The organism is Marinimicrobium hydrolyticum (genome assembly GCF_030848505.1).
Taxonomy (GTDB): Bacteria; Pseudomonadota; Gammaproteobacteria; order Pseudomonadales; family Cellvibrionaceae; genus JAVDDU01.
On sequence record NZ_JAVDDU010000004.1, the window covers coordinates 1 to 19,217 of the forward strand.

The 19,217-nt window shown below is 52.3% G+C and carries 19 protein-coding genes; 17 read left to right on the forward strand and 2 right to left on the reverse strand.

From position 1 onward, the window contains the following. The 9 genes from RBH33_RS08575 to RBH33_RS08615 form a co-directional block, all read left to right on the forward strand. On the forward strand, positions 1–323 hold a 323-nt coding region (locus RBH33_RS08575), incomplete at its 5' end, for a hypothetical protein (RefSeq protein ID WP_306731758.1). A gap of 129 nt (positions 324–452) precedes the next feature. After that, entirely contained in the window at positions 453–830 is a 378-nt protein-coding gene (locus RBH33_RS08580) for a hypothetical protein (protein WP_306731759.1), read from the forward strand. 527 nt (positions 831–1,357) lie between these two features. Beyond that, on the forward strand, positions 1,358–1,849 hold the full coding sequence (locus tag RBH33_RS08585) for a HEPN domain-containing protein (RefSeq protein ID WP_306731760.1): 492 nt from the start codon (positions 1,358–1,360) through the stop codon (positions 1,847–1,849). A gap of 158 nt (positions 1,850–2,007) precedes the next feature. Next, positions 2,008–3,567: a transposase gene (locus RBH33_RS08590; protein WP_306731761.1), complete on the forward strand. Its 1,560-nt coding sequence runs from the start codon at positions 2,008–2,010 to the stop codon at positions 3,565–3,567. Between the two features lie 617 nt (positions 3,568–4,184). Further along, positions 4,185–4,544 carry a hypothetical protein gene (locus RBH33_RS08595; protein WP_306731762.1) on the forward strand — a complete coding sequence of 120 codons (360 nt, stop codon included), beginning with the start codon at positions 4,185–4,187 and terminating at the stop codon, positions 4,542–4,544. A gap of 515 nt (positions 4,545–5,059) precedes the next feature. Continuing rightward, positions 5,060–6,475 (forward strand): hypothetical protein, encoded by a 1,416-nt coding sequence (locus RBH33_RS08600; protein WP_306731763.1) that lies wholly within the window; start codon positions 5,060–5,062, stop codon positions 6,473–6,475. 112 nt (positions 6,476–6,587) lie between these two features. After that, positions 6,588–8,243: an alpha/beta hydrolase gene (locus RBH33_RS08605; RefSeq protein WP_306731764.1), complete on the forward strand. Its 1,656-nt coding sequence runs from the start codon at positions 6,588–6,590 to the stop codon at positions 8,241–8,243. A 99-nt stretch (positions 8,244–8,342) separates the two neighbouring features. Further along, positions 8,343–8,879, forward strand: coding sequence for a DUF421 domain-containing protein (locus RBH33_RS08610; protein ID WP_306731765.1), 537 nt, complete (start codon positions 8,343–8,345; stop codon positions 8,877–8,879). A gap of 143 nt (positions 8,880–9,022) precedes the next feature. Continuing rightward, complete coding sequence (locus RBH33_RS08615) at positions 9,023–9,511, forward strand: DUF421 domain-containing protein (protein WP_306731766.1); 489 nt, start codon at positions 9,023–9,025, stop codon at positions 9,509–9,511. A gap of 152 nt (positions 9,512–9,663) precedes the next feature. On the opposite strand, the gene RBH33_RS08620 is transcribed toward RBH33_RS08615, so the two are convergent. Next, positions 9,664–10,983: a ferredoxin reductase family protein gene (locus RBH33_RS08620; RefSeq protein WP_306731767.1), complete on the reverse strand. Its 1,320-nt coding sequence runs from the start codon at positions 10,981–10,983 to the stop codon at positions 9,664–9,666. A 307-nt stretch (positions 10,984–11,290) separates the two neighbouring features. Here RBH33_RS08620 and sseA point away from each other — a divergent pair, with 307 nt between their 5' ends. The 3 genes from sseA (at position 11,291) to RBH33_RS08635 (ending at position 14,019) form a co-directional block, all read left to right on the forward strand. After that, on the forward strand, positions 11,291–12,118 hold the full coding sequence (sseA, locus tag RBH33_RS08625; protein ID WP_306731768.1) for a 3-mercaptopyruvate sulfurtransferase: 828 nt from the start codon (positions 11,291–11,293) through the stop codon (positions 12,116–12,118). 90 nt (positions 12,119–12,208) lie between these two features. Further along, on the forward strand, positions 12,209–12,751 hold the full coding sequence (locus RBH33_RS08630; protein WP_306731769.1) for a GNAT family N-acetyltransferase: 543 nt from the start codon (positions 12,209–12,211) through the stop codon (positions 12,749–12,751). After that, on the forward strand, positions 12,748–14,019 hold the full coding sequence (locus RBH33_RS08635) for a hypothetical protein (RefSeq protein ID WP_306731770.1): 1,272 nt from the start codon (positions 12,748–12,750) through the stop codon (positions 14,017–14,019). The genes RBH33_RS08630 and RBH33_RS08635 overlap by 4 nt, the downstream gene beginning before the upstream one ends. Before the next feature lie 96 nt (positions 14,020–14,115). On the opposite strand, the gene RBH33_RS08640 is transcribed toward RBH33_RS08635, so the two are convergent. After that, positions 14,116–15,561 (reverse strand): RimK family protein, encoded by a 1,446-nt coding sequence (locus tag RBH33_RS08640; RefSeq protein WP_306731771.1) that lies wholly within the window; start codon positions 15,559–15,561, stop codon positions 14,116–14,118. A gap of 81 nt (positions 15,562–15,642) precedes the next feature. Between RBH33_RS08640 and RBH33_RS08645 the strand changes: the two genes are divergently transcribed. From RBH33_RS08645 to RBH33_RS08665, 5 genes are all read left to right on the forward strand, one after another. Next, the gene (locus RBH33_RS08645; RefSeq protein ID WP_306731772.1) at positions 15,643–16,740 is read left to right on the forward strand and encodes a GNAT family N-acetyltransferase/peptidase C39 family protein; all 1,098 of its coding nucleotides are present in this window, start codon (positions 15,643–15,645) and stop codon (positions 16,738–16,740) included. A gap of 25 nt (positions 16,741–16,765) precedes the next feature. After that, positions 16,766–17,104 carry a nuclear transport factor 2 family protein gene (locus RBH33_RS08650; RefSeq protein WP_306731773.1) on the forward strand — a complete coding sequence of 113 codons (339 nt, stop codon included), beginning with the start codon at positions 16,766–16,768 and terminating at the stop codon, positions 17,102–17,104. Between the two features lie 39 nt (positions 17,105–17,143). Then, positions 17,144–17,671, forward strand: a complete 528-nt coding sequence (locus RBH33_RS08655) for a 5' nucleotidase, NT5C type (RefSeq protein ID WP_306731774.1) — start codon at positions 17,144–17,146, stop codon at positions 17,669–17,671. 76 nt (positions 17,672–17,747) lie between these two features. After that, a complete protein-coding gene (locus RBH33_RS08660) occupies positions 17,748–18,515 on the forward strand; it encodes a glucose 1-dehydrogenase (RefSeq protein WP_306731775.1) in 768 nt (255 codons plus the stop codon). A gap of 81 nt (positions 18,516–18,596) precedes the next feature. After that, a complete protein-coding gene (locus RBH33_RS08665) occupies positions 18,597–19,190 on the forward strand; it encodes a GNAT family N-acetyltransferase (protein ID WP_306731776.1) in 594 nt (197 codons plus the stop codon). Positions 19,191–19,217: the final 27 nt, after the last annotated feature.

Genomic DNA, 19,217 nt, shown 5'->3' on the forward strand with positions numbered 1-19,217 from the left:
TGTGTCGTGAGATTTCAATGAGCATCGTTAAATCAGGTATATGGCTATACGACGATACTGTTGAAAAGCCAGTTGACATCGTGGCGCTAGATTATGACTGGTGGTACGAAATGGTAGCCGAGGAGGATGGGCTTGAAGAGGGAGAGAAGCCCGGGCCATTCGATGAAAATGGTTTAATTTATTATGTACGCTTTCGCTACGCTGGAGAATTAGATCAAGTTCACTGGGCTGATTCTATAGGCCACACTAAAATTTCTGATGCAGTTAAAGAAGCTGAATCAAAGGTGCAAGGTGGCATTAGGTGGTTAGGTGAAAACACATAACCATACGTTCAACCGGACAGTTTGCAGCGGGGCATTTGCTTTGCAAATTCTACGCCCCGCTGCAAACCGCTTCGCCGGTAGGCCGGCTCCGCTCTGCCGGTTAACTTGGCGTTATGAGAATCGAATCAAATGAATAGAGTTGCTAAATCTATAGTTTTATATTTTGTTGTTGTTTTAGCTGGATTGGCTACGAGCCTGTTCGCTATAGGTCTTGCATGGGATGAATTCGGTTCTAAAGCAACAAAGGTAATCTTGTCGGCTGGTGAAAATGGAAGCTTAGGTCGCTTGTCTCAAGATCTAGATTATCAGTTAATGCTTGTCGAAGCATTGGAGCGTGACAATACAGAATTTCTCTATAATGCGCACTGTTATAAAATAAACAGCATTATTGAAAGCATTAATCCATCATTAGCTGAGGATTTCGCTCAAATGAATAGGCTCGTAGAGTTAAGCTCCAAAGCTTCGAAAAAACTGGAGGAGTTGAAGCGCAGTGGAAAGTGCGAATAAAATCATAACAATGTGCTGCAACATCGCGCACTGCGTGCGCTGGACAGTTTGTAAGTCGCAGTTTTGTGATTTTGCTGCGCAAAAGTATTCCACAAAACCGCAACTTACAAACTGCCGTTGAGCACGGCGTTCTGTGTCTATACGATTTCAAATGATGGAAAATTAATATGGCAATTTATATTATATTGATCCTTACTATAGTAAGCATTATCGCCTGCCATTACATCGCCAAAAGTCGGGGAGCCAAACCTGTATTTTGGGGTTTAATGGGAGCAATATTCGGACCCTTTGCAATACCGTTTGCTTTTATCTCCAAGCCGGAAGCGTAATTGTCGGGGCAGAAGTTAGATTGATGCGCAAAATGGCACATCTGTCAGAACATGCGTGGTTTTCGCCAAAGAAAGACGTTGTGCGTGCATCCCACAGAACAAGGCGCACCACTACACAGCCTTCGGCTGTCGGACGCTCGCAAGCTCGCGCCGGTGTGCGCAACGTTAGCATTCCCAGGAGATTGTTGAGCAAATCATATGTCAGTCAAAAAGATGCATGGTGGAGCTGCTCACACTGCCGAAGAATTTGTGCTGGCAGGCATGGAGCTCTCAAAAAAAGCAGAGAACAACCGGCTGATAGCGCCAACTATGGTTTGTTTCTCATTTGCAGTGGAGCTTTTCTTAAAAGGCATTCTATCTGAAGAGCAGGTTGATCCTGGGAAAAATCATGATTTATGGAGTTTGTATCAACTTCTCCCAGACAGAAAGAAAAGCTGGGTTCAGAGAATGTATGCCCTAATAGTTGACGATGTTGCGTCTGGAGAGTTCGAGAAAGAGATCGAGCGATGGGGGAAAACATTCGTTGAAATCCGATATTGGCATGATGAAACAGGGAAGGAACAGGCCTTTTTCGATTTTTCAAACTTTATCCCGAACTTGGCCATAGGTCTTAACAACGCATACCTTCATACCGAGAAATTCAGTCGCTTCTATTTCCCTCAAATCGAGGGTGCTGGTGGTTCGGATTGATGCGAATGCTAACCATGCCAGTCACGGCGACGTCTACTCCATTGCGGCTTCGCCTCCATTCCGTAGCCGCGCGTGCTGAGCGGCGTTGAGGCCGTAGAAAAACTCCAAAAACAAGGTGTTTTTTGCTAAAATTGGCCATCGTTTCAGGAAGCGAAGCCATGCCAAACTTCAAAAAGTATAACTACAACCAGGACGCGATGGTTGTGGTCAATTTTGAGCAACAAATCAAGCCCGGTACCTTCGAATTTACCCTCCACAAGCTCATTGATCACCATATTGATCTGAGCGTTTTCTACGATAACTACAAAAACGATGCTGGTGGCCGTTCCGCCTATGATCCGGCCATCCTTCTGAAGATTATTCTGTTTGCCTATTCCCGCGGGATCACCTCCAGCCGAGAGATTCAGTGGGAGTGCGAGAACAACATCATCTTTAAGGCCCTGACTTGCGACGCGGTGCCCCATTTCACTGGCATTGCCCATTTTGTCAGCAGCTACCCAGACGCTATTGAGTCGGTTTTTGAACAGGTCCTATTGGTCTGCGACCAGCAGGGTCTTTTAGGCAATGAGCTATTTGCCATTGACGGCTGCAAAATGTCATCCAATGCGGCTAAAGAACATTCTGGCACCCTCGAAGAGCTGAGCCAGAAACGAGACAAGATTCAGAAAAGAATCCGCACCTGCCTCAAGGAGCATAAAAAGCTGGATGGCCGCCGACCCAAGGAACGCGACCGCAAGCAGCAGCTCGCCCAAGCCTCGGAAACCCTGCAAAAAGAGTTCGAGCGGATCGACCAGTTCCTAAAGACGGCAACCCCAAGGATGGGGCAAGGTAAACGACCTAAGGAAGTCAAAAGCAACATCACCGACAACGAGTCGGCCAAAATGACCACCAGCAAAGGCACCATTCAGGGCTACAACGGTGTAGCGACCGTCGACAAAAAACACCAGATTGTTGTGGACGCCCAAGCCTTTGGTGAAGGCCAGGAACAGCACACCTTAAAGCCGGCATTGGACTCCGTTCAAAAGCGCTACCAAAGAGCCGGCATCCATTCTGACATTCTGAAATCCGGTGTTGTTGTTACGGCGGACACCGGTTTCTCAAACGGTAGCAACAATGTCTATCTAAAGGACGAAGGTATCAACGCCTTCATTCCAGACAACCAGTTCCGATCCCGCGATCCCAAGTTCAAAGATCAAAAGGCCAAGTACGGGCATCGCCACCCTGGAAAGGGTGTCGACAAAGATGTGATTCCCTCCAGCGAATTCGACTTCGACCCCGCCAAGAAAACATGCATCTGCCCACAAGGCAACCCCATGTGGTTACATTCCGAGCGGCTACAAAACAGCGGTAATTACTTGATCTCTTTCGAAGGTCGGCTGACCGACTGCCGACACTGCCCCAATAAAACGGACTGCATGAAAAACCCCGAGTCGGCCAACACCCGTAAGGGTCACGGTAGACAGGTATCCTTTACCGTAAAAGCCAAGCGCAAACCCAACGCCACAGACTGGATGAAGAAACGCGTCGACAGCATCGAAGGCAAGCGCATCTACGGTCATAGAATGTCGGTCGTGGAGCCGGTCTTTGGCAACATCGGCACCAACAAAGGCCTTAATCGTTTCTCCTTGCGAGGAAAACGCAAGGTGCAAGGTCAATGGCAGTTGTACTGTTTAGTGCATAACATCGAAAAATTAACGAATTACGGCGCTGTGGCGTGATCCACAGGCTTATCCACACTCGAACTCGCCCCACTGTCGATAATGGGTGATTATGTTAAGCGATTCTGGTTAAATATCGATCATAGAAGAATACAAAAATAGGCCTACGAGCGGCGATTTCCAAAATCGTTTTTCTACGGCCTCGTTATGTTTTTGAATAGGATTGTGACAATTAGAGGGAGGTCAGATGGAGCACAGAAAGTTAGATTGGATATGTCCTGCATCCACAGCAAAGATAGTTAGTCTTATCGCATTCGCAGTGACGCTCGCTTTGTACGCGCTTGGATTGCTTGCCGGCTTCGTCTGGTTTGCTCTCTCCGCGACTCAGCAAGGAGATTTTAGCTCGGCAACTAGCGCACTAAGCTGGCTGAGCGCGCCTCTTTGGGCCCTATTAATCAAGTCTTTTATGTACTGGGCTATTGCTTACATCGCTGCATACGTAATCTGCTTCGTGTACAACAAATTCGCTTCTAGCTTTGGAGGAATACGCTATGTGTCCAGCGTATTACCCTAAACATAGATTCAAGAGTGAAGCGCAACACTACGACATATCGTAGTGCCTGCGGCGGTATGCTTGTAAACTCGAGCCCTTGCTCACGACATTATGCAGAGTGACTATGAAAATTCCATCTAGAAACAGGCATTGGCTGAAAGAGGTCATCAAAGCGTACGAGGCTGCTGAAAAGACAACGTCGAAATCCGGCGGGGACACCCTGGAAATGTATAAATTGGCGCCCTCGTTCGTCGCCAAAAATAGAAGCATTACATCTGAAGCGATAGTTCAAGATATGCTAGCCGAAGCCGAGAAGGATGTAGCGTACGAAAAGAAAGTAGACCCAGATTCCGAGAACCACTACAAATTTCACTTTGTTTCAGCCTACATTAGGGGGCACGTTGTAGCAGATTTGATGAGCGAGTTTGAGGCAGACAAGATCATGGATTATATCAATCAAGAATGGCAGTTGTTCACGGATTAACAACCAACTGAAAAAATTCACTATGCCGCTACAACCATTTCCGGAAGCGTCTTTGGGACGACTTAAGGTCGCACCCCCACGCAATTTTGTTTTTCAGAGCGATTTTATCAATGCCAGATAAAGGACAAGGGATTCACATGTCTTATATGGATATTTATCAGAAGAACATGCAAAGCTGGAAACTTTACATATCGGGCTTTGTACTACTTTGGATTCCAGCTTTGGTAATAAACATAACCCCTGGCTACAGCAACATTATCGTTTTGCCACTAATGGGAGCTGCCATTTGCAGTCTTGCTGTGGCAATTTCTAAAGCAAGATGCCCAAAATGTAGCAGACTACCCAGATGGGGCTGGAGAATTAAAGTGTGCAAGGGCTGCGGTGAAAGGCTTTCGTAACCATAACTCAAGTAGACTTCGGGCTTTCGGCCCTCAGCAGGAGGCTTGGACACGCCAAAGATATCTCGGTAAGCTTAACGGAGACATCATAAATGGTTGGAGGCTGTAGGGGATGGCGTGTTTTCACTGAGGCGCAAGGGCGATTACCGTTTACAGCTGACCCGCACGTTGAAGAACCCTGGGCAGTATACGGTTGAGCTGTACCTGTTTACTCCGTATGAAGGGAAGTTTTCCGAGTGGACGCTATCCGAGCAGCAATTCTTTTTCAATTCTCTGGAGCATCGCTTCCGGTTGCTGGGCCTGCCGGACAAGAAGCGAATCAGCAAATCCGGTAGTTCATTCGCGCTGCTCTCCCCCCACTACGAAATCCAGTATGGCTCCTGGCTGTTCCAGTATCGGGCCTCTATGGACCATCTGCGCCAACAAATTCTGGGGGCGGAGCTCGCCGCCGAGCCGGTGAAACGCGCGCTGCGTCTGATACAGAACTTTGCCCAGCGTTTGCGCAAGTCCAACCCCGAACGAAGCAGTCATATACGCTATTTTCGGTTGGTAGACGTTTATTTTTCATGGCACGCCGAACAGTTCCTGCTTGAATGCATGACGATGGAAGGATACTCAGAACTGAACCAAGAGCTCAGGGATTCCATCAGGGATTTTTTGCAACAGGAATACCGGTATCGGCGAGAGATGAAGTACCTGCCGGATTTCCGCGGCACGCCGACTCGGCTCTGGAACCGCATGAGTCTGTATCTCAGGCTACTGGAGTTCCCCGTGGTGCTGCGCTCCAAGGTGGTCGAACTGGGTTCTGGTACACGCAAGCTCGTGAAAGCGGGCTCGACCATGATGGTCATGTCACTGATCACCTATTTCCTTTTCAACGCACGAGCTAGCACCCAGCAGCTATCCCTAGCGCTTCTCCTGGGCATTGCCTTGGCCTATGCCCTTCGTGACCTGCTGCGCGACGATATGATCGCGCGCGTCACCAGTTGGTTGCGCAAAGGTAAGCCACGCTGGAAGGTTCGCTTACAGATGCCCTACACCAACAAGTTGCTGGCTGTGCAGAGTGTCTGGCTGGACTACCGCAAGCTGCCCGATTTGCCGCAACAGGTTTTGGAACACTCCGGCACATGGACTTCCAACGAGGAGCGGCAAATCATCTGCTATCGCTCGATGCTGAATCTGGATAAGGCGGCGTTGGAGCAGGATCAGATTCAAGAGCGCCTTAGCCTGGATTGCGAAGAGCTCTGCGCGATGATTCAAGCCGCCAGAAATAAAGTGTTTACCTGGGCAGACGAGGACGATCCGATGTCTCCCGTAGAGGCCCATCCCATCGAAAAACAGCATGATTACGATCTGCTCCTGGTGTGCTCTGAAGACAGCACGGGGCATTCTTCGGCCCAGCGATGGCGCCTGCGGTTGGGCACTACTGGTATCGTGAAATGCGAGAACAAGAAGACGCACTGGCCCAGCCCAGAGGAGCAACAGAAGAAAAATGGGTTGGCACGCCTTCGTGATAGTTTTCGCCGGCGCTGACCCGCCGCGCAGTCAGAACAATAGCTAAGCTCAAGCCCAGTGGGCATTGCTGGACCACTGGTTGCCTTTGCCTCTGTTGACACCAAAATTTTTTACTGAAGATTATAAGACTATGATTCCACGCCCCTTGCTACGGCTTTGGTCTACCTTCTCGGCCGCGGGGTTGCTGATCGGCACCCTACTGTTTGCCATCTCGCTTACACCCAGCCTCGTTCCTCGTCCCTTTGCTCTACAAGTCATACTGTCGGGCGTCGCTCTGGCCGGAGGCTACGGCGTGGGTGTTTTGGGACGCTGGTTATGGGACTTTATGGGATTGCCCCATTTGCCTCGCCGCCCTCGCCGCTATGTGAAGTTGGCGTGGGCGGTTATCAGTGTGACCATCGCCATTGTGTTTTTGGCTATGGCGGCGTCCTGGCAAAACTCGATCCGCACGCTGATGAATATGGAGCCGGCCGGGGGTACGCGGCCGATTCTACTCGGGTTGCTGGCAGTGTTGCTGTTTGTGGCTATCGTGGCGATGGCTCGGTTTTTTCTGTTTATTGCACGGCGCCTTTCACGTTGGTTAAGGCGCTTTGTGCCACGACGGGTGTCGATTGTGATGGGCTCCGCCGGGGCGTTGATTCTATTCTGGCTGATTGTGGAAGGCGTGGCGGTCCGTTTTGTACTGAACACGTTTGAGAGGTCTTTCCAGCAGCTTGATGCGGTGGTCGAGGCCGACCGTGATCCACCGGCATCGTCTGCGCTCGCGGGCAGCCCAGCTTCATTGATCGACTGGCAGGACTTAGGCCGGCACGGGCGGCGTTTCGTCAGTGGTGCGTCAACACCTACCGAGCTGGAAGACTTTTTCCGTGAAGATACTGCCGAGCCAGTGCGGGTCTATGTGGGGTTGAATGCCGCCGAAACGATTGCTGAACGGGCTGAGCTGGCGCTGCAGGAGCTGATCCGCGCCGGGGGCTTTGATCGGGAGGTGCTGGTCGTGGCCACGCCCACCGGTACTGGCTGGATCGATCCGGGCTCCATAAACAGTGTGGAGTATTTGCATCGTGGCGACGTTGCCAGCGTGGCGATTCAATATTCCTATCTCCCCAGTTGGCTGACTCTAATGACCCGCCCGGAGTACGGTGCTGAAACCGCTCGCCGGCTGTTTGAGGCGGTGTACGGACATTGGAGCGCTATGGATGTTAATGAGCGTCCGCGTTTGTATCTACAAGGTTTGAGTTTGGGTGCACTCAACTCCGAGCGGTCGATGGACGTGTGGGATATTGTGGGAGATCCGATACACGGTGCTCTTTGGAGTGGCCCCCCATTTCGCAGTGATACCTGGCGCTGGATTACTGAAAATCGCACACCTGACTCCCCGGCGTGGCTGCCGGAGTTTCGAGACGGCTCGGTGATTCGGTTCACTAACCAGTACGATGGCCTTGCTTCCAACGAGGCAGGCTGGGGCCCCTTGCGCATTGTGTATTTGCAGTACGCCAGCGACCCGATCACCTTTTTTGAGCCAGACTCCTGGTACCGTGAGCCGGAGTGGATGGCCGAGCCCCGCGGCCCGGACGTTTCCGAGCATTTACGCTGGTACCCCGTCATTACGTTTATGCAGCTGGCGGCCGATATTGCCGGCGCCGAGAGTGCACCCATCGGCTATGGCCATACCTATGCGACGGAACATTACATCGATGCTTGGCGCGCCGTGAGCAACCCCCAGGGTTGGGATGACGCCGCCATCAACCGGTTAAAGGAGACCATTGGCGACTTGGTTGCGGAGTGACCTAAAGAGCGAGAAGATAACGGCCGAGCCGGGCCATAAGCGAGACTAGAAAGGCATACCAGTGCTTTGCTATGGAATCAGTTCTACCAAGGAGGAAAAATGGATCAGATGTTTTTTGACGGATGGGAGAGCCTACTTCGTACCCTGGTCGTTGGAATCTTGGCGTATATCGCTCTGATCTTGTTCTTGCGCCTCTCAGGCAAACGTACGTTGTCAAAGATGAACGCTTTCGACTTTGTAATAACCGTTGCATTGGGCTCCACCTTGGCTACCGTCCTGCTGACCAAAGATGTCGCCTTAGCTGAGGGGGCACTGGCCTTCGCCCTACTCATTGCTCTCCAATTCGTCGTTACGTGGTCAAGCGTTCGGGCAGGCTGGATTCGCCAGCTCGTCACGGGAGAACCGCTGATGCTGCTGTATCGCGGCGAGCTTCTCACGGCCGCTCTTCGGCAGGCGCGGGTGGCCGAGGAGGAAGTGCGTGCGGCTGTCCGGTCGGCGGGTATCGCATCACTGCAAGACGCTGAAGCCGTCGTGTTGGAAACGGATGGATCATTCAGTGTTGTTCAACCGGGCTCTGGGGAAGACCGCTCAAGTCTTGCTGGGGTGCAAAGGCCACCGCTTAGCCAGAAGATATAGCGTCGAGACAGTTACCCGGTATGGCAGCAGCGAAGCTCGTCAATGGTACTCGATTGGAAATCCCGTTTCAGTCAGATAACCGCACAACGAGGAGGTGAGGAATGAACGACATTGGATGGCTATACGGGGGCTGGGAGCCTATCGTGCGCATTGTAGTGGTCGGCAGCCTCGCTTATGTGTCGCTGGTTCTGATCGTCAATATGAGCATTAAGCGAACGCTGGCGCAGCTCAATGCCTTTGATTTCATCATTACTGTCGCGCTCGGCGCCTCTTTTGGCCGGATTCTTACAGCCCGCCAGGTCGCCCTAGCCGAGGCGGTAACGACCTTCGCGCTTCTGGTTATACTTCAGTTTGTTTTCACTTGGCTGCAGCAGCGCTCTCCCCGTATTGCCAGTGCAGTCACTGCCGCGCCTTCATTGCTGTTTTATCAAGGGCAATTTATCCGTGACGCTATGCGTCGGGAGCGGGTGACGGAGGCGGAGTTGAAATCGGCCGTGCGGCTGCAAGGTGCCGGCGCGTTCGAAAAAATAGAGGCAATCATTCTCGAACCCAATGGAAAGTTCTCGGTAGTGAAGAAGGAGTCCGCTGGCGACGGGGCCTTAGTCGAGAAATTGGATCCGCCCTCTGGTTGACGGAAGTGCGCCGGATCCTTTCGGATCCGGCTGAGCTCTGAAATTTTTCTTATCCGGCTATAAGCCATGCGACGACGATTACGATCGCCACTAGCACTATCGCCATTACTGTGCCGGTGCGCCGAGCTAGGACATGTAACATAGATAGCTCCTCAAACGAGATCGAATCGTTCAGAGTAAAGGTGCTGTAGCCGCACCCCGCGCTCACGTAACGATGACTCAACTTGGTTCATCATCGGGGGAGGGCCACATACGAAGTAGTCGATTTTGCCGTCGTCGTCAGGAAGATACTTATTGAGCAGGTCCGCATCAATGAGCCCGCTTTCACCATCCCAATCTTCGGGCGGTTTGCGAATGACATGCACCACCTTTAGGGCCAGGTCTTTACTAAGTGAATCCAGTTCCTCTTTGAAAATAATATCGTCCACACTCTCATTGGCGTAGAGCAACAATAAAGACTGCTTACAACCCGTTGCACGACAGCTACGCAACATGCTCATCATCGGCGTAATTCCGATACCACCAGCAACAAATACAGCGCGCCTACCAGAACTGGGCTCGAACCAAAAAACGCCATAGGGACCTTCAAGCCACGCTTTGGTGCCGGCCTTAACATCGGGCAGGGAGCGGGTAAAATCCCCGGCGTGTTTGGCGGTGAACTCCAGCCGGCGGGGATTGTTTGCTTCTGAATCTATCGAGAACGGATGTTGCTGCAATGAAAATGGTGTATCACCTAAAGTGATCCATGCCCATTGGCCGGGCTTAAAGATCATGCCCTTGTGATTCTGCGCCTCTAATACTAGTCGCGTAGCATCGCCAGCTTCCTGACTGGTTTCCACAACTTGCCAAGGGGCCCGTTTTAGCCGCCACGGACGCAGAAAGCGCGAGTCCACCAATAACAACAGAGAGAGGCCAACGAGCGCGCCGACCGACAACTTCGTGGCCATATCAGCTGTGTAGTTGTTCACCAGCCACGCGTGGACAAAACCACCGGATACAACCACAACCGACAGCGCGCCATGGATCGCTCGCCACCACTCGTATTGCAGCTTCATGGCGACGCGCCATAACGAACTGGCAACCAAAAAGGTTGTCGCCAGCAGCACGAAGATCAGTGAAGCGGCGCGGAGCAAGTCGGCACGAGGATTCAAGTAGGCAAGGAAATTGGGATCAGCGATAAACAGAGTCAACGGGTGGGCCAATACCAGCAGCCAGGCGAAAATACCCATCTGGCGATGAAACTGCAGCATATTGTCTTGACCGACTGCTCCAGCAAACCACGGGTGCCGCCCGGATATCACCAGCTGCATGGCCAGCACACCTAGGCCAAGTAACCCCAACATCACGCCCAACTCGACTAAAAACGAGCGTGGATCTGGACGATCAAAGGCTACAGCCAGCGTCAATGGCAACAGAGCAAGTGCCCCATACACAACCAGCCAAGCCAGCACCCGCGCCAGACTAATCTTCATTTATCTCTCCGATGAACGGCGCCCATGGTTCGATTAATGAACGTCGAGACATTCAACAATTAGTCACAACAGCCTATTTCAGTGCGACTGCGTTGGTCAAGTATGGAATCAACGCCCCTCATCGTTTTAACGATATGAGTGCGGATTGACGATATACTTAGGTGACGCACGGGACTCGGGTTGGGCGATTGGGTTCGTCTAAGGGCGATTCATTGTCGCACACAGTCTTATGGAGTTACTTCTATAAACGACTCACCCTTGCCAAGCTTGTGGAGATGCAAACAAGATACTTAAGGAGCACCATTTAGTGAACCCCACCGTTAGTTGCTCATGGCTTCAAGAGAGAATGTCAGAGCCGGACTGCATCATCTTAGATGCTAGCCTCACCCCTGTAGGCGGGGAGGGTCAATCACCTGCTTCCTCATGTATACCGGGGGCCGTGCGCTTCGATTTGGAGGAGCTATCTGATACGTCGAGCCAATTACCTCATTCACTACTTGGCCCCATGGAATTTCAGCGGAAAGTCAGACAAATGGGGGTTAACGCGGATTCCACAGTAGTCGTTTACGACAACAATGGCATCTACTCGTCACCCAGGGCTTGGTGGAACTTCAAACTCACGGGCCATGACGACGTTTACGTCTTGGATGGAGGTATTAATGAGTGGAACGCTCAGGGGCTTGAATCTACAAACCAACACAAGGTGATTGAGCGCGAGGGAGATTTCGTCGCAACCCCGCGCGACAGCATGACCTCATCTGTTCAAGATGTGTTGGCGGCCATTCACAGCCCTGCCCATCAAATCATTGATCTTCGAAGTGCTCCCCGATACGGGGGCGAACAAGACGAACCTAGGCCAGGGCTGCGCAGGGGTCACGTACCTTCAGCGGTAAACATTCCGTTTAGTGAATTGTTTGACGGGCACCGTCTAAAGGAGCCCAAACACCTAAAGGAATTTTTCGAGCGGGCCGGCTGTTCCACAGATCAATATCTGATTTTCTATTGTGGATCTGGCGTCACGGCTTGTATTGGAATCCTGGCCGCATTCGCGTGCGGATTTTCAAATGTCAGCTTGTACGATGGCTCTTGGGCGGAATGGGGTGCTGAAGGCAGCTTGCCTATAGCCAATCAGTAGTCTAACGTCAAAGCATGCCTGGGTGTGTTTTCAGTTTCCGTCATTACAAACCCCCACCTTGAGTTCCCACAATGAAACAAAGGATTCTGTGTGCCTGAAGTCGAAATACGAAGAGCAATGCCGACCGACGCGGCAGCTATCGCGCAATTGGTCAACCTGGCGTATCGCCCACCGCCCGGAGAGGAAGGGTGGACACATGAGTCGGCGCTGGTGGACGGCGACAGGATTAGTCTCGATTCGGTGAACTCCGCGCTGGAGAACACGATCGTATTGGTTGGCGTCAGCAACTCGGTCGTGGTCGGCTGTGTCCAAATTGAAGTAAATGGTCGAGCGGTGCATATTGGCATGCTGGCGGTTGACCCAATGCTTCAGACTTCGGGCGTGGGCAAGCTTCTCCTGGAGAGAGCGGAAGCATTTTCAGCTCAACATCTGCAGGCGAAGGAAGCCGTATTAATTGTTATCGCGGCTAGAATCGAATTGATTGAGTTCTATCAACGGCGCAAGTATAAGATTACTGGAGAGGGGCTGGAATATCCCATCGAAGCCGGCGTTGGAGTTCCGGGCGAGGAAGCGATGAAATTAGTGGTTTTGAAAAAAGCCCTCAACCCGGCAATGTATATGGAAAAGTCATGACAGTAATAGCACGCGAACGCACCACGGCGGGCACTGCGCCCACGGAGGGCGAGCAGCTACAAATCGATGAACATTTGGGCGCTCGGTGGTTCTCTTCGGCCACCTTGAGGCTCGGTATAACACCTGTACGCGGTAGCCACATGATGTGGGCCACGAGCCTCACGCTTTTTCTACTAGTGGCAAGCGTGGCGGCGTTCGTCATAGTAGCCATTACTGAAGAAGCGGACCTTGCAAAGTTTACCCAGGCCTTTGCGGACCTTCAGTTTCTGCTGCCCATGGTTTTTTTACTCGCTATGGTGCTATATATACTGGTCACCGCTGCAGGGGCGCGGGCTTCGAGCCTTAAGCTGACGGCGGATGGCATCGTCGGCGATATATCGCCTTGGTCTGGAATCGGACTTCTAAAACCCCGGCATACCACTGGCCAATTTCAAGTGTTCTGGCAATCTGTGCGCTCGGCCACAGTACACTGTCCGAAGACCATGCGCCCGGGTGCAGCAGGGTTGAAGCAGCTTCAGCTGGTACTGCACACGGATAATGGCCCATTCTCGTTTAATCCCTACTTCTGGTTCGACCCAAAGCACTCGGACCACAGGCTATCGCTGCGGGAGGGAGCTCAAAATACACCGCATCCCGTAAAACCTTTATTGCTACAGGCGCCACTGATACAGGTGCTGCTCAGCAGACGTATTCCGGTGTACATGGACCCAGCGCACGGGACCCACGGCCAGCAAGCCGCACCTAAGGGTTTTGACCTTAACAGTCATCGCGGCCTCATGACGCAGATGACAATACTATTCGTTGCCGGTAGTTACGCACTGGTGGATGGGCTCGCACTCTCCCCCTACCGCTTACTGGATCCGACGCCATGGCCTCTATTCGTTGGTGTTGCTGTGGTGGCTGGCGGACTGGTATGGGCGCTCGGCCAAGGGGCCCCGCGCCTGGAGCGCGGTGCTGTGGGTACGATGTGCGTAGCGGCAGTGGTTGCGGCCACCTATCCCGGCTTGCTGCGACTAAATGCCTTCGCCTCCGAATCGCACCAGGTGGTTTATGTTGCTGATGAACCAGCTCGCTTTCGTGCCGCGAATGGGGATTTTCCGCCTTTGGATATGAACTTTATGAGTCTGCCAGAATACTGGTCGCAATACCCAAGGGGCACCGAATACACCTTTACTGTCTTGCGGGGGTCATTGGCCGGGGACCAACTTGATCTAGAACCCATCCGGGAACAGACTCGTGACTTTTACAGCGAGAATTACCGGCCCTAGAACTGAATTCTTTTTCATAACAAAAATAAACCCAATCGATGCATGGCAAAGCTGGCACAACGATTAAGTTTAGAAGCTTAGAACCGGAGGTTAACTCTACTGCAGATCAAGGCGCCGCTTAAACTCGCCCATAATCGCATCGTAGAGCTCGCCCTCTAGGAATTTGTCCTCCACGGCGGATTCTATGGATGGGTTGTCGTTGACCTCGATCAGGTACACGGAGTTACCCGACTGCTTTAGGTCCACACCGTAAAGGCCATCGCCTATGTGTTTGGTCGCGTTGATGGCTGCTTTCAATACCGGCTTAGGCACCTCGAAAGTGGGCATGGCATCGAAGCCGCCGCTTTTGTTGGTCTTGCCCGCGTGGTTGTAGATCTGCCAGTGATTTTTTGCCATGTAGTAACGGCAGGCGTAAAGGGCCTGATTGTTCATCACGCCGATGCGCCAGTCGAATTCCGTATACACATAAGCCTGGGCTAGCAGCAGGGCGCTACTCTTGAACATTGCTTTTAGCTCGGCGCTAAGCTCGCCCTTATCTTTGACCTTTTTCACACCCACCGAGAAAGACCCGTCCGGCACTTTAAGGACTATGGGCAAACCTAGATCGGCAATTAACTCATCGACCTTATTCAGATCCGAGCGGGTCAGCACTCGTGTTTTCGGCGTTGGCAGGCCATGGTTTTCCAGCAGCTGCGCCAGATAAATCTTGTTGGTGCAGCGCAAAATCGAGTCCGGGTCGTCCATCACTACCAAACCTTCAGCCTGGGCTAACCGGGCGAACTTGTAGGTGTAGTGATTGACCGATGTAGTAGCGCGGATAAACAGCGCGTCGTACTCCGACAATTTTCCTAAGTCCTTGCGGGTAATAGTCTCAGCAAGAATACCGTGTTTTTTGGCGGATTTGATAAACCGGTTGATAGCCACACTGTTACTGGGTGGAAAGGGTTCGTTGGGGTCCACCAGAATGGCCATGTCGTAACGGTAGTTTTTACGCACCTTGGCCTTGCGCCACACCAAGTGGCTGTAGCTATCCAGGGCGTTGGCAAAATCGGTTTGCTGCTGTTCGTTAAGGGTATTGAGCGCAACCGCTTCAAAGCCCGCCAAGCGCCAGCTGCCTTTGTGCTGAAACGTCACCTTCAGTATCGGCACCGGAATCTGCTCAAATACCTGGCGAGCCAGCTCGGTCAGTTGCGGCTCGGCTGTGAAACCAAAGTAGATCCACAACTGGTGCTCTTTGGCCTCCCCGGCCACCGCACTGAGCTGCTTTTGAGCATCAACATTGATGACGCCGAGCCAGATACGGCGGGACAGGTCTTGAATGTGCTTGACGGCGGGGATCACTTGGTGGGAACGTGCCTCTGCCAACAGCGAACAGTAATACCCGGTGCTTGAGTAAGTGTATTGACGGCAAAGGTTAATCACCTTATAGCGTTCTTTGGAGACCGGCTGTTCTATGTAATCCTGCGCTAAGATCACATCCTCTGAGGGGTAAAAAGGGGCCCAATCGGAGGCATTTTCGATTACGATCTTCAGTTGCGTCATATACTGTAGGGGCTCTGTGTTAAATGGCTTACGGCTGCACGCCAGTGTGGCAAAAATTGCTAACTATTCAAGTGTTATTTTATGGCTTCGACCTCAGTACGCCTCGCCCACCGCGATGACCTCAGCGCCCTGGTTGCGCTGGAGAATCAGTGCTTTGAACACGACCGGCTGAGCACCCGCAGCTTTCGCTACTTTTTGACCAAAAGCCAAGCCGAAATCTGGGTAACCGGCACCCCCATCAACGCCTACGGTTTGGTGCTGTTTCACCGCGGCACCTCTTTGGCACGCATTTACTCATTGGCGGTACACCCCGAGGCCCGCGGCCAAGGGCTCGCTCGACAGCTGGTGGAAGCCATGGAGCGATCGGCGGTGGAGCACGACATCCTGTTTATCCGCCTGGAAGTTGCCGATGACAACCACGGCGCCCTGAGCTTGTATCGAGCCCTGGGCTACGAGCCTATTCGGCGCTTGCAGCGCTACTATGAAGATGGCAACGACGGCTTACGCATGGAGAAGCGGTTGCAATTGGACCGACCTAAACCACCGAACCTGCCCTACTATGCGCAAACGACCGAGTTCACCTGCGGCCCCGCAGCGCTTCTAATGGCTGCTAAAAAGCTCAACGATCGCCAAGCACTCAATCAGATTGAAGAACTCAACATTTGGCGTGAAGCTACAACAGTGTTTATGACCACCGGTCACGGTGGTTGCTCCCCGTTTGGGTTAGCACTGGCCGCACAACACCGAGGCTACCAAGCGCGCCTTTGGGTATCCAATACGGACGCGCCCTTTATTGACAGTGTGCGCAGCACCAAAAAGAAGGCGGTGATTGAACTGATCCACCAGGATTTCGTCGAGCGAGCGCAGCAAGCGCAGATTGGCGTAACGCCCTTTCCCAAAGACATTCAGACGGTGCAGCAAACACTGCGGGATGGAGAGCAGGTTATCTTATTGATCAGCACCTACCGTCTCAATCGTAGTAAAGAACCGCACTGGATATGGCTGGTGGGTATGGATGAGCACTACGCCTACTTCAATGATCCGGACGTAGACAGCTACGAATGGAAAACGCCGTTCGATTCGCACTACGTACCGGTGCCCCTCGCCGACTTTGCCAAAATGATGAAGTATGGGCGCAATCAGTACCGCGCCGCTATTTTGCTTTCGCGTAGTGACTGAACATGAAACGTACTAGTGATGACCTATGACGGAACTATCGGATCTCCTTATTGGATACGAACGGGAGCTGGCAGCACCCGAGGTGATGGAAGATCTCGCACGACTGGAAACACTTGTTGCTGACGATTTTGAAGAAGTTGGCAGCTCCGGAAAACATTCCGTCAAATCGGACCTGCTGCGCGCAACAGGTGCGAGGCCACAGTACGAACTCAGCGATTTTTCGGTTTTCCTTCTGGAGGAACGAACGGCGCTAGTGAAGTACAGCGCTAGCTTTTCAGGAAAATTGTCATACAGAAGTTCGATTTGGATAAAGAACGGCAACCAATGGCAGCTCCGCCACCATCAATCAACTCTGGCACGCTGATTGATTTACGGTTGAATGTAACAAGAAAAGGTAGTTGAAGTGAAAAAGAGTATAGCGATAGATATGGATGACACAGTTGCAGACACGCTGGATCGTCACCTGACTTGGTACAAGAGTGAGTTTGGAATCAGTCTGGAGCGGTCAGATCTGATCGGTAAGAAAATTTACGACGTAGTTCCGGAGCATCACTTAAGCACGGTACGCTCCTTCCCCACACACCCAGATTTCTTCCGAGATTTAAAAGTCATCGACAATGCCATTGAAGTGATTTACGAATTGTCTCAGCGATATGAGATCTACTTTGTTAGCGCCGCAATGGAGTACCCGCCGTCCTTTAACGCCAAGTACGAATGGCTCAAGCGTCACTTTTCTTTTATTTCGGATATGAATTACGTGTTCTGTGGATTTAAAGGTGTGTTTAATTGCGACTACCTGATCGATGATAGCTCGCGCCATCTTGACGCGTTTTCGGGTCAAGGCTATCTGTTCACATCGGAAAGCAATGCCCATGTATCCGGTTATGAACGAATCAACAGCTGGCTCGAGGCGAAAGAGTTATTGGGCTAACACCCACTAAATCTCATGCCTGGAAAGTGTGTACAGCGCCCCGCAGGAAGTAGATGAACATAAAGGACCTGACCGAATGACACGGAATCAAAGCCCCAACGATAAAGTAGCCATCGTCACGGGCGCAAGCCGGGGGATTGGTGCCGAAACCGCGAAACTGCTGGCTCGCGAGGGCTACTCTGTGTGCGTTAATTATTTGAACAATGACGCCGCAGCTCAGCAGGTTGAGCGTGAGATTACTGAAGCTGGCGGTCACTGCATCACTGTTAAGGCAGACGTGTCCAGCTCGGTGGAGGTTGCTCGACTGTTTGCAACGGTCGATGAAGAATTGGGCACTGTGTCCGTATTGGTGAACAACGCGGGCATCTTGATGCAGCAGTGCCAGCTGGAGGAGATTTCAGAGGAGCGTTTCCTGCACGTTCTACACACAAATGTGATGAGCTGTTTCCTGTGTTGTAAGGAGGCGGTTAAACGCATGTCGACATGCCACGGTGGAACGGGCGGCGCCATCGTGAATGTCTCCTCGGGTGCGTCTAAAAGCGGATCGCCCAACGAGTATGTTGACTACGCCGCGTCAAAAGGAGCCATTGATTCGCTGACTCGGGGATTGGCGCTGGAAGTGGCGGCTGAAGGAATTCGAGTCAATGCGGTGCGCCCCGGTCTGATTTACACGAACATGCATGCCGCAGGTGGGGAGCCCGACCGGGTAAATCGCTTGGCATCGAAGATTCCGCTGCAGCGCGGAGGCGAGGCGATTGAGGTGGCCGAGGCCATCCTATGGCTCGCCAGTGAAAAGGCCTCCTTTGTCACAGGTAGTTTTATCGACCCCGCTGGGGGCTTATGATAGCTGATCTGGCAAGGCGGTTGCCAAGGTGGGGGTTAACTTCCGTCGTCAGGGAGACAACTAACTAAGGAACACTAGTGCATGGAATGTATATTGCGGAAGGCGGAAGTAAACGATTGCCGGGCATTGGCCGAGCTGATGAATATTGCGGGGGAAGGTTTACCGGCTTTTTTGTGGCGAGCTACCGCGGAACCCGGCGAAGATCTTTTGGATGTTGGCGCGCGGCGGGTTGCCCAAACTGAAGGCGCCTTTAACTATAAGAATGCGTATGTGAGCACGTCGTCTGGAGTTATTACAGGCATGGTGCTGTGCTACCGGCTCCCTGATCCGTATGTTGTCAGCTCGATATCAGATATTCCAGACGTCGTACAACCGCTGGTAGAACTGGAATCGCTCGCGCCGGGCGCCTGGTATGTTAATGGCATAGCCACGGTTTCCAGTTGCCGGGGGCAAGGCTTGGGCCAAAAGCTTATGGCGCTGGCCGAGCAGCTGGCTATCGAAGCGCAAGCAACCACGGTTTGTTTGATCGTGGCGGAAGAAAATATTCAGGCCAGGAGGCTCTACGAGAAGCTGCACTACCAAGTCATAGCACGGCGGCCGGTGGTTCCGTTTCCCGACTGCCCTCACATGGGGGATTGGCTGTTGATGGAAAAGACTTTGAAAACGAGGAGCTAGCCGCCTAGATCCTGCGTAGGCGGCTTG